Origin of the sequence: Methanocaldococcus lauensis (assembly GCF_902827225.1) — an archaeon.
GTDB lineage: Archaea > AGJL01 > Methanococci > Methanococcales > Methanocaldococcaceae > Methanocaldococcus > Methanocaldococcus lauensis.
Genome location: NZ_LR792632.1, coordinates 1,160,958 through 1,172,978, shown reverse-complemented (window position 1 = coordinate 1,172,978; position 12,021 = coordinate 1,160,958). Strand labels below are relative to the sequence as shown.

Here is a 12,021-nt window from a genome sequence, read left to right as displayed (position 1 = left end):
ATTTGTCTATGAAAAATTAAACAGTTCTAAATGGCAGATGATGACGTTTATCCCCGTCTGAGCGGTGATGAGTAGCAAGCCGACTGATGCCATTTTTTATAAATCAACTATATATTTTATTATCCACATATCTCCTTCTTTTTTAACTTCCATTTTATGGTAAGTTACTGCTTTTACTTCTTCTTTTATGTTATGTTTTTCTTTGTTTATTTTTTCTCCATATGCTATGCATTTTAATTTATATCCATTATTATCTTTTTCAATTTTTATGTCAAAGTCACTAAAAACTAAATTTTCTACATCACTATAAAAAATCAACTCATTTAGAAAATTATACAAAAGTTCTTCTAAATTTTCTCCTGATACTTCAAATTCTATTTTTTCTTTTTTATCAACTTTGTCTATATCCACCATTATGTGAAAAAGTCCCTTAGCCGCTTCTTTGAAGGCATCTTCTAAACTTTTCCCCTTAGCAATAATTCCCATATCCGCAGTAGTTTCAAAATATTCAAACATCTAAATCACCTCAATAGTATAACCACTACAACTATTTTCCTTATACTCTCTAATCTCAAAATCTACATCTAAAAAGTGCTTAACCACCCAAATGTTAGTTTTTGTATGATTTGTAATTTCTGAAACTCCAACTATTCCTCTACCAAATCCTAAAAATGGTATTATTTGATCTCCCATATATTTGTCTAAAGCCATTCCCGTCTTTCTTTCATTTAATAAATCTTTTACAGATCTTTCGGCAACAATTTCTGCCCTCAATCCTTTTTCACCCAAACAACTACTTCCAATAGTGTCGTTCCATAAAACAATTCCTGCTCCAGTGGATAAACCTCTTGAAGTTTCTATTTTTATATTTGGATTTAGTTTTTCTTTATTTAATAATTCTACAGCTTTTTTTCTCATTCTTCTCGCTATATTCACATCTAAATTTTGCACATAACTAATTCCTTCAACCAAATCAGATTTAGTATGCTCTATTAAATTAAATTTTTTAATTTTTGATGGCTTAACTGTAAAAATAACTTCTCCTCCACCTTCTGGATAAAATCCTCTTTTTAATACTTTCAATTCTGTTAATATTCCAAAATTTTCAAGTATTTTTAAGGTTACATTTTTCACATAGTCTATTGGTGGAGATTTCTTAACATCAGTTCCTCCTTTAATTTTCACTGTAAATTTTTTATCAATCCCTAAGGATAAAGGTAATAATGTCTGTATAACTAAAGATATACTACCAGCAGTTCCTATATTTATCTCAAAATCTTTTGGAGCTAATTTTGAAGGTATAAAAATTAACTCTTCAGAACCAACATACAGCCCATAAACTTCTGCATTGCAAAGTTTTTTTACTGCCTTAACAGATGCAACATGTTGATGAGATAAACCTTTATTTTTTCTTTTTTTTCTAATGTTTATTATTTTTACTGGTTTTTGCGTTAATGCAGATAAACTTACAGAGGTTCTAACAATCTGTCCTCCGCCTTCTAAATAGCTACCATCAATAACAATTAAATCCTCGCTCAAAGCATCACCTTAATAATTCTTTATAAAATTTAACTTTTAATTTTTCTAAGTTTTGCGATAAAGAATGGCTCATTTGGAGGAATTACTCTTAAAGTACCTTCTATTCCCCCTCCAATTACATTTATTTTTTTAAAGTTATTTTCAATTGGTAAAAGTTCTACATCATCTCTTTTATTTAATATGTATCTTATAACTTCTTCATTCTCTTCCTCTTCAGCAGAACAAGTGCTATAAACTAAGATTCCCCCTTCTTTTAGTAAGTCAATTCCTATATTCAATAGTTCTTTCTGTCTCAATGAACAGTATTTTATATCCTCCTTTGAAACATTTCTATTTTTATCTTTAACTATATTGCCAGTGCATGGAGCATCCAACAAAATTTTATCAAAAAGGATATTGTTTTTCAATAAGTAATCTTTGAATATTCTCATATCTTTGTTTATAATAATTGTATTTAAAATTCCCATTCTATTTATGTTTGATTTTAATGCTTTAATTCTCGATTTACTTATATCAACAGCCACTATTGTTCCTGAGTTTTCCATTAATTGGGCTAAATGTGTTGTTTTCCCTCCGGGAGCGGCACACATATCCAATACAAAACTATTTTTTTCTGGATTTAAGACAATTGGAGGAATCATTGAGGAGGTAGATTGAGGAATGTAATAGCCAAATAAGTATTCTGGAGTACAACCTATAGAAAATGGAGATTTTATTACTTTAAAAGCATAATGTAGGAAAGTTTCTTCTAAGATAACATTTTTTTCTTCTAATCTTTTTTTTAGTATTTTAGGATTTATTTTTAAGGTATTTACCCTTATGTATTGCATTGTTTCCCTCTCTTATAATGTCAATAACTTTCAAATATCCTAAAACCAATATTGGAATAAGAGATAAAATAATAATATAGCCAACAATATCGTGATAAAATATTGGATTTTTGGGATAAAGATTTACATAATAACAAACTAAAACAATTCTAAAAATATTTACAAAAAATGCCAATAATAGGAAAAATAACCCAATTATGAATTCTTTAATATTTTTGGAGTATAAAATAATGAGAGATAATATTCCAGATGTTATAAAACTTCCAGTGCATTCTTTGATTACTTCTACTTCTGCATTTGGTAAATATATAATGTTATTTATTATTTTTGCATTAGGAATTATTAGTTTAACAAAAATATATGAGAGATAGGCAACTACTTCAACAATATATTCTCCAAAATAATTCAAAATAAAAAATAGAAAAAAGAATAGGATATAAAATTTTATTAAAAATACAATTGTTTCTTTTTTATCTTTACCACTTGTGAATATAGCCACCACCATAAAATTGCTCTCCGTCTATAAACTGTCCTTTTTCTATAATTTTACCAATTTTGTAGATTTTTGAATAATCCTTTACAATATCTTTAACTTTATTATATTTTGATGTTGTAAATAAAAGTTCAAACTCTTCTCCACTATTTAAAACAACTTTTATAGGGTTAAGATTAAATTCTTCACAAAATTCAATAACATCTTCTGGAATTAATTTATAGATTTTATCCTCATATAACTCAAAATTTTTAAAATATTTAATTTCTTTCCCCAAACCATCTGAAATATCGCAACATCCACTTATATATTTATTCATTAAAATTCCTTCTTTAACTCTCGCGATAGGTTTTCTTAATTTTTCTATAATTTTTGGATATTTCTCACAGAGTTTTTTAAACTCACTGTTGCTAATTTTTTTATCTTTAAACATATAGTATAAGGTTAAGGCACAATAAACCCTACCTAAATCGTTAGTTACACATATCCAATCTCCAACATTTCCCTTCCTGTAAATTGGATTATCTGTTATCCCAATTGCAGAGCCTGATAAAATTAGTTCATCTCCTTTATTTGTATCTCCACCAACTATTGGACAGTCATACAGTTTAGAGAAATCATTTAAACCCGTGTAGAGTTCTTTAATAAAATTTTCATTTGCCTCTTTTTCAGATAAAGATATTGACAATAAAAACGCTAAAGGTTTAGCACCCATAGAGGCGATATCAGAAACATTTGCAGTTAAAATTCTCCCTCCAATTTCGTAGGGTTTAAATATAGAAGGAATGTGAGTTTTTTTAATCATCATATCTGTTGTAAAAACTAAATAAAGATTATCATTAATCTTTATAACTGCACAATCATCATCAATTCCTTTTGTAATATAATTATTAGAATACTTTAAGGTTTTTTTAATTATTTCAATTATTGTTATTTCGTCCATTTTATCCTCTATTATTTATTTTTATTGTTTAAATCAGTTAGATAACTTCCTAATATGTTCCCTTTCATATCTACAACTATACATCCAAATTTAATTCCATTCCATCTTTCACTAACTCTTTCAACAACTCTTTTAGCTATAAGATTAAAAACATCTTTTAAAACTCCTCTTTTCTCTAAAATTTTTAAAACTTCCTCAGTTGTGTTTGAATATAAAATTTTCTTTAACTCCTCCTTATTATCAATAAATAAAGAGGAATAGGCAGTTAAAATCTCATTTCTGCAATCAGCAACTTTTGAGTGAGTATTATAAATTCCACCAGATAACTTAATTATTTTTCCAGCATGTCCTAATATTATTATTTCCTTAACACCTTTCTCTTTTGCTTTATCGAGCATAAATCCCCAAAAGTTTGAGACTTCAATAATTTCCTCATCTTTTGCCTTTAATATTTGTTTAGCAAATCTTACTCCAATATTTCCAGGAACAAAAATTAATCTTTTAAATCCATTTGCCAAGGCAACATCTATTTGAGGAACTAAAGAATTCATATAAGCCTCGTTAGACATAGGTCTAACTATTCCAGTGGTTCCTAATATTGACAATCCACCAACAATTCCTAATTTTGGATTTAGTGTTTTTTTAGATAACTCTTTACCTTTTGGTATTGATATTATAACTTCAACCATCTCATTATCATTTAGCAATTTTAATAGATTTGTTTTAATCATCTCCCTTGGCTTTGGATTTATTGCATACTCTCCTTTTTTTACCTGCAAACCATCCTTAGTAACTATTCCTACTCCTTCCCCACCTTTAATTACAACATCTCTTTTCCCTTTTTTTAATACAACTTCAGATATAACCTCAACGCCATTAGTTATATCTATATCTTCTCCAGCGTCTTTAACAACTACTGCCCTCGCTCTATTCTCATCTAATTTTTCAATTTTTTTTATTGGAATGATTAACTTATCTCCATTTAAATTTTCAATTTCAACATAATCAAGTTTTTTTCCAAATTTTAAATAATACAATGCTGAATAAGCCCCAGCAGTGGCACAAGAGCCAGTTGTGTAACCAAATTTTGATTTTTTTCTAAAATCATATATCATACTATTTCCCTTATTTTTCTTTATCTTCTTCTCCTTCTTCTAAATCTCAACTTTTTAGTTATTAAGGGAATTCTTTCCACTTCAAGAGCGTCAGATGTAGGATAAACCTCTGAAATATAGGCTGAAAAGGTTATTGGATATCTTTGCCTTTTCATCTCATCTATAATATCCTCTAATATAAATGGATTTAAGTAAATTTTATTGTCAATAATTTCAAACTCTATCTCATTTTCTTCCAATATATTTGCAATTTCTTTTAAATCCTCTTCATTATCAAAAATCATGATTCCTCTTAATAATAAACCCTCGTCAGTTATTACTTCATAAGGTTTAGCAACATTCTTAGCCCTATTTATAAGTCTATTTTTCATTTGAATAGCATCCTTTAAAACTGATGGACAGTAATGGATAAACATATTTCCTTTAAATTCATTAATAACTTTTAAAGATGTTTCTTCACTTCCTGCTATAGCGTTACTAACATCATTCTTTGGATAAAACCCTCTCTTTTCTAATTCATAATAGTTTTCTTCAGAAAATTCAAGTTCGTTAATATTCATAAATTTTGCTAATCCATCAACAGATTCAGCCAACTTTAAAATCTCATTTTCCATATTTGGAATCCCTGGAATTTCTACTCCAACATCTTCAATATATTTATTACATAAACTCAACTTATCGCATAAAAATTTTACATACTCTTCATTATATCCTTCATTAAATATCTTTGTAGGATGCAACCTTATTTCATCTAAGCCAGCATCTTTTAATAGTTTTAATTTATCCTCACTTACACTTTCTGGCGTAGTATATAGATGAGCGTGGAACTCTTTAAATTCATCTTTTAAAGCCTTTAAAAATTTTACAGTTCTATTTATTTTTAATAAAGGATCTCCTCCTGTTATTCCTACTCCTTTACTGCTACATAACTTTGCCTCATCAATTGCCTCCTCAACAGTTGTAATCAATCTTTCATTTGCATATATCACATCTTTATTTTTTCTCTTTTCAGATAGTGGGCAATAATAGCAATTATTATTACAAATTCCAGTGATAAATAAAACTAACTTCTCTCCCTTAACACACTGCTTACAACCTTCTGGCAATTTATTGTAATTTTTTTCTATGTATTTCTCTATTTCCTCAACATTCATACAAACCACCATTAGAATTATATACCTTAAATTTAAATAATACTATGGCGGATGATGAACGGAGTAGCTGCTGAACTGTGATGAATGATGGGCGAACTGACGCCACTTTTTATTTTTATATCGTTAATTGTAATTATTGAATTCTTTTTTAAATAATAATCCAATTTTTATAATTTATTGAGTTATTACTTTTCTTAGTTAATTTTTGTTTAATTTTCTATCAAAATTTTTATTTTTACTTTTACTAATGCTAAAAAGTTATATATTGTAGGAGGTATTATTAAAAATAAAATCACATTAAGTATGGTGAAATAATGGAGGTTGGAGATATCGTCAAAATAGAAACAGATAAAGGAATTTTTGAAGGGATTTTGTTACCTTCAATAGATGAGAACATTATAACAATAAAGATGAAAAACGGTTATAACGTTGGAATATTGAAAGAAAACATAAAAAATATTGAAGTCATAGCCAAGGGAGAAAAGCCAAAGTATGAACTTCCTCCTTTAAATATTAAAAAGAATGAAAATTTAAAAACAGTGTCTATTTTATCCACTGGTGGAACTGTTGCATCAAAGGTAGATTATAAAACTGGAGCAGTCCATCCCTCTTTTACAGCAGATGATTTAATTAGGGCAGTTCCAGAACTTTTAGATATAGCTAATATAAAAGGAAGGGCTATTTTAAACATACTAAGCGAAAATATGAAGCCAGAGTATTGGAAAAAGATTGCCGAAGAGATAAAAAAGGAAGTTAAAGATGGAGCAGATGGTATTGTTATAGCACATGGAACAGATACTATGAGTTATACTGCTGCAGCTCTCTCATTTATGGTTAAGGCGGATGTTCCAATAGTTTTAGTTGGAGCTCAGAGGAGTAGTGATAGACCTTCATCAGATGCTTCTTTAAATTTAATAAGTGCTGTTTTATCCGCTACAAAAAATATTAAAGGAGTTTATGTTGTTATGCATGGGGAGAGTGGAGATACATTCTGCTATTTACATAAAGGAGTTAAAGTGAGAAAATGTCATTCTTCAAGAAGAGATGCATTTAAATCTATAAATTCAATACCTATTGCAAAAATAAATCCATTCACAAAGGAAATTACTTACTTACAAGAAGTGGAAAAATCAGAAAATACAAAAAATGTAGAAATAAACACTAACTTAGAGGAAAAAGTGGCATTAATAAAAATCTATCCGGGTATGGATGGGGATATTATTAGATTCTATGTTGATAAAGGCTATAAAGGAATTGTTTTAGAAGGGACTGGTTTGGGACATGCTCCAGAGTATATATTTGAAGACATAAAGTATGCGATAGATAGAGGAGTAGTTGTTATTATGACAACACAAACAATAAATGGAAGAGTAAATATGAACGTCTATTCAAATGGAAGAGAATTGCAAAAGTTGGGGGTTATTGGTTGTGAAGATATGTTACCAGAGGTTGCTTTAGTTAAATTAATGTATCTCTTAGGAAATTATGAGCCAGAAGAAGTTAAAAGATTAATTAATAAGAATTTAGTTGGAGAAATTGAATATAGAAGTAGGTTTGATGCATATTAATTTAATTATAGTAAAACAAATTTGGTGATAAAATGAATATTGATTATGAAAAAATTGGTTTAAAGGTTGGATTAGAAATACATCAGCAGTTAAATACAAAGAGAAAGTTATTCTGCCACTGTCCTACAATTTTAAGAGATGATGAGCCAGATGGAGAAATTGTTAGAGTTTTAAGACCTTCGTTGAGTGAGATGGGAGAAGTTGATAGAGCGGCTTTAATAGAGGCAAGGAAAGGGAAGAAATTCATTTATCAATATTACAATGACACAACTTGTTTGGTTGAGTTAGATGAAGAGCCCCCACATTTACCAAGTGAAGAGGCTTTAAAGATAGCGTTAGAAGTGGCTTTATTGATGAATATGAATATAGTTGATGTTGCATACACAATGAGAAAGATAGTTATTGACGGCTCTAACACATCTGGTTTTCAAAGAACTATATTTTTAGCAAGAGATGGATATATAGAAACATCTGAAGGAAAAGTAGGGATAACAAGCTTATGTTTAGAGGAAGATGCGGCAAGAAAGATAGAAGAGAGAGATGATATAGTTGTCTATAACTTAGACAGGTTGGGAATTCCATTGGTAGAAATTTCTACGGCCCCAGACATTAAAACCCCAAAAATGGCTAAAGAAGCGGCAAGAAGAATTGGGGAGATATTGAGAGCTACTGGAAAGGTTAAGAGAGGTTTAGGAACTATAAGGCAAGATATAAATATATCAATTAAAGATGGAGCAAGAATAGAGGTTAAAGGTGTTCAAGACTTAGATTTAATTGAAAAGGTTGTAGAGAATGAAGTTATAAGACAACTAAACTTATTAAAGATTAGAGATGAACTAAGAGAAAGAAATGCAGAAGTTGTTGAGAGGATATTTGATGTTACAGAAATATTTAAAGATTGCAAATCAAAAATTATACAAAATGCTTTAAAGAAAAAGAATGGAAAGGTTAAGGCAGTTTTATTAAAAGGATTTGCTGGTTTGGTTGGTAGAGAGATTCAACCAGGAAGAAGATTGGGAACTGAGTTTTCTGATAGGGCAAAAGTTATAGCCGGGGTAGGAGGAATATTCCACACTGATGAATTACCAAAATATGGAATTACTGAAGAAGACGTTAAAAAACTTAGAGAATTTTTAAATGCAAAGGAAGATGATGCCATAGTTATAGTTGCAGATGAAGAGAGTAAAGTTGATAAGGCATTAGAGGCGGTAATAGAGAGGGCTAAGGAGGCATTAATCGGAGTTCCAGAGGAGACAAGAAAGGCGTTAAGTGATGGAAATACTGCATATCTAAGACCTCTACCTGGAGCCGCAAGAATGTATCCAGAAACAGATATTCCACCAATAATTATAAAGAAAGAGTTTATAGAAGAGATTAAAAATAATTTGCCAGAGCTTCCAGAAGAGAAGTTTGAGAGATTTAGGAGAGAATATAAATTAAATGATGAATTAGCAAAAAAAATGGTTTTAAGCTATTATGTTGATTTATTTGAATACTTATGTAACAAATTTAAAAATATTAAACCTTCATTAATTGCTACAACATTAGAAAATACATTAAAAGAGATTAGAAGAGAAGGATATAATATTGACAAATTAGAAGATAGACATTTTGAAGAGACGTTTAAAGCTTTATCTGAAGGAAAAATAGCTAAGGAAGGGATTATTGAAGTTTTAAAAGGATTTTGTGAGCATCCAGATAAAAGTATAGATGAGATATTAGAGATTAAAGGATTGAAAGGATTGTCAAAAGAAGAAGTTGAGGAAATTATAGATGATATTATTAAAGAACACATAGATGTTGTTAAAGAAAAAGGAGAAAAAGCTTATGGGTTTTTAATGGGTAGATGTATGGCTAAGTTGAGAGGAAAGGCTGATGGAAAGTTAGTAAATGACATTTTAAGGAAAAAGTTAGAAAAACTAAAATAGTATAATTCAATTTATATATTCCAATAATTTGATATTATTAATTTCTTTTATATTTTATTTATAAAAAATTATATACGGAAATTATATATAGCCCTCTACATAACAAAATAATATTAGAGAATGTTAAACTATATAAACTTTACTATATTACTGTGGTGAATAGTATGAAAAGAGGACAACTAACTCTTGAATTTCTTATGCTTATTTTGGCTGTTGTTATTGGGGGAGCTATTATTGCCACTCAAATTGGTGGTATAAACTTTAATAGTAAAGATGTAGAAAATATTAAAAAATTAACAATAGTTTCGTTTACTCCAAGTAATACTACATTAAATGTTAATTTTAACTTATCAGCTACTACTACACACATAAACAACACTACCAATAATACAACTACTAATAATAATACAAATAATAATGAAACTGATACTAACATTAATATTCCTGGTAGAATTGACGATTTATTTTTACATGTAAAAGGTTATGCATTACTAACAAAAAACTATATAAGCGGAGGGAATTGGGTTTCTGGAGAAATTAATAAAAAAATAAATAATAAGGAGATTGTAAAATATAACGCAAATGGAACAGTTGGTGGTAATATTACTATCAATAAAGGAGGTGAATTGTTATTTGGTAATATATATGAGATTTCTTCATTATATTTAAAAATGGATGACCATAATGCAGGTGAGACATATATTAATGTTCCTAAAGTTGATAAGATATCCGCTGATACATTAGAAGGTAGATTGCTAAATATATCTTCTTCATACATTGGAAACTTTGAAGTAACCGGAAAAGAGGGTATAAAAACGAAGAAATTATTATTTATTAATTCATATATTGATGATTTTTATGCATATAGTATTGAAAAGTCATATGGCACTTACATTAATATAGAACTATATAAAACAGAGATAGACAATATTAAGGTTGATAAAGATATAAAATGTAATATGGAAGTTATTAATTCTAAAATAGAAGGTAATATTGAAGCAAGAGACATTTATGGTAATTATGAATTTATAAATTCATCAGTTGGGAATATAAAAACAAATAGATACATTAAAGGAGACATAAAATTAGTCAATTCAAAAATTAATAATATCGAAGCAAAAAAAGGCATTAACAATAAATTTATGATATTTAATAATTCAGATATAGAGAATATAAAAACTGATGGAAATATAAAATCAGAAAATATGAAAATTATTAACTCGAAAATTAATAATATTGAAACTGGTGGATCTTTTAAAGGGCTTGTTGAGTTTAGTAACTCATTAGTTGAGAATATAAAAATTAAAAATAATATAAATGCTAAAATGACATTTAAGAATACTAATGTTAGTGGTAATATAGAAGCAAATAATATTTATAACAATTTCAAGTTCATAGATTCAACTGTTGAAAATATAAAAATTAAACATAATATAAAATATAATATGGATATTATTAATTCAAAAATTAATAATATTGAAGCAGGTACGATTTATGCAAATGTGTATATACATAATTCAATAATAGATACTATCTCTGCTAATACAATGAAAAATAATAAAATAGTAATTGATAGTTCAAGTATTTCATCACTTAAAATGGGTAGTTATTCTTATAAAATGGGATTAATTAAAAACACAACAATAAAAGAGATTATCATTGACAATACCTACAAATGTAATAAATATAATTATCTAACAATAGATAATAGTAGTGTAGACAAAATTTACATTAATAAATATAACAATAATGGGCTTATAAATAATTCAATAGTAAAAGAAATTACAATTAATGAATATAAATCAAAAAATAATAATAAGTTATTTATTAAAAATTCAAGAATTGATAAAATCTCTGTGAATAAATGGGGCAAACATAGTCAAATAGAAATAATAGAATCATATATTGAAGGTAAATATTACAAACATGCTATAATGGATAACTCCGGAATACATAATATTTAACTAATTTTATCTTTATTATTTGGGGATTTAGTATGATAAAACTAATCAAAAAAAGAGGGCAAATATCTATTGACCTTATTATGGCAATATTTTCTCTACTCATTGTTTCATTATTCATATATAATACTGAACTTAGTTATACGGATAGCACTACTGATGCCTTAATAGTAAATAGATTATATGATATAGCCGATACCCTTGAAAACTATGCAATTTTAGCATATACAAATAATGTAAGTATCAGTATTAAATTAAAGCCTATTGGGACATTAAGATACAATTTAACTATAAAAGATAAAACTATAAATGTTATTGGAGATACATATATCTTAATTACGCCTAATAAAAATGGCGTTATATTAAGTGGATTTACACAATCTCCTATAAATGTAGGGAATAACATAGTTATAAGTGCCAATGTTGATGGGAAAATATTAAATGTTTCTAAAAAATTAAATGTAAATATTAGTTTTAGTTAAATTGTTTT

11 protein-coding genes are annotated in these 12,021 nt (G+C 27.9%); 4 read left to right on the top strand and 7 right to left on the bottom strand.

What is annotated here, in order from left to right; genetic code table 11:
* Nucleotides 1-96: 96 nt before the first annotated feature.
* The 7 genes from KMP69_RS06245 to KMP69_RS06215 are packed head-to-tail and all read right to left on the bottom strand — an operon-like array spanning nucleotide 97 to nucleotide 6,074.
* On the bottom strand, nucleotides 97-516 hold the full coding sequence (locus tag KMP69_RS06245; protein WP_214399598.1) for an archease: 420 nt from the start codon (nucleotides 514-516) through the stop codon (nucleotides 97-99).
* Entirely contained in the window at nucleotides 517-1,539 is a 1,023-nt protein-coding gene (gene rtcA / locus KMP69_RS06240) for an RNA 3'-terminal phosphate cyclase (RefSeq protein ID WP_394357594.1), read from the bottom strand. It abuts the gene before it with no gap.
* 29 nt (nucleotides 1,540-1,568) lie between these two features.
* Nucleotides 1,569-2,369, bottom strand: a complete 801-nt coding sequence (locus KMP69_RS06235) for an NOL1/NOP2/sun family putative RNA methylase (protein WP_214399597.1) — start codon at nucleotides 2,367-2,369, stop codon at nucleotides 1,569-1,571.
* Complete coding sequence (gene artE, locus KMP69_RS06230) at nucleotides 2,329-2,874, bottom strand: archaeosortase family protein ArtE (RefSeq protein ID WP_214399596.1); 546 nt, start codon at nucleotides 2,872-2,874, stop codon at nucleotides 2,329-2,331. The genes KMP69_RS06235 and artE overlap by 41 nt, the downstream gene beginning before the upstream one ends.
* A complete protein-coding gene (gene thiL, locus KMP69_RS06225; protein WP_214399595.1) occupies nucleotides 2,846-3,805 on the bottom strand; it encodes a thiamine-phosphate kinase in 960 nt (319 codons plus the stop codon). Before thiL ends, artE begins: the two co-directional genes overlap by 29 nt.
* 11 nt (nucleotides 3,806-3,816) lie before the next feature.
* Complete coding sequence (gene cbiD, locus KMP69_RS06220; protein ID WP_214399594.1) at nucleotides 3,817-4,920, bottom strand: cobalt-precorrin-5B (C(1))-methyltransferase CbiD; 1,104 nt, start codon at nucleotides 4,918-4,920, stop codon at nucleotides 3,817-3,819.
* 20 nt (nucleotides 4,921-4,940) lie between these two features.
* Complete coding sequence (locus KMP69_RS06215) at nucleotides 4,941-6,074, bottom strand: radical SAM protein (protein ID WP_214399593.1); 1,134 nt, start codon at nucleotides 6,072-6,074, stop codon at nucleotides 4,941-4,943.
* A gap of 314 nt (nucleotides 6,075-6,388) precedes the next feature.
* Here KMP69_RS06215 and gatD point away from each other — a divergent pair, with 314 nt between their 5' ends.
* From gatD to KMP69_RS06195, 4 genes are all read left to right on the top strand, one after another.
* On the top strand, nucleotides 6,389-7,642 hold the full coding sequence (gatD, locus tag KMP69_RS06210; protein ID WP_214399592.1) for a Glu-tRNA(Gln) amidotransferase subunit GatD: 1,254 nt from the start codon (nucleotides 6,389-6,391) through the stop codon (nucleotides 7,640-7,642).
* A 32-nt stretch (nucleotides 7,643-7,674) separates the two neighbouring features.
* Nucleotides 7,675-9,570, top strand: coding sequence for a Glu-tRNA(Gln) amidotransferase subunit GatE (gene gatE, locus KMP69_RS06205; RefSeq protein ID WP_214399591.1), 1,896 nt, complete (start codon nucleotides 7,675-7,677; stop codon nucleotides 9,568-9,570).
* Between the two features lie 164 nt (nucleotides 9,571-9,734).
* Nucleotides 9,735-11,534: a class III signal peptide-containing protein gene (locus tag KMP69_RS06200; protein ID WP_214399590.1), complete on the top strand. Its 1,800-nt coding sequence runs from the start codon at nucleotides 9,735-9,737 to the stop codon at nucleotides 11,532-11,534.
* Between the two features lie 32 nt (nucleotides 11,535-11,566).
* The gene (locus KMP69_RS06195; RefSeq protein WP_214399589.1) at nucleotides 11,567-12,013 is read left to right on the top strand and encodes a hypothetical protein; all 447 of its coding nucleotides are present in this window, start codon (nucleotides 11,567-11,569) and stop codon (nucleotides 12,011-12,013) included.
* Nucleotides 12,014-12,021: the final 8 nt, after the last annotated feature.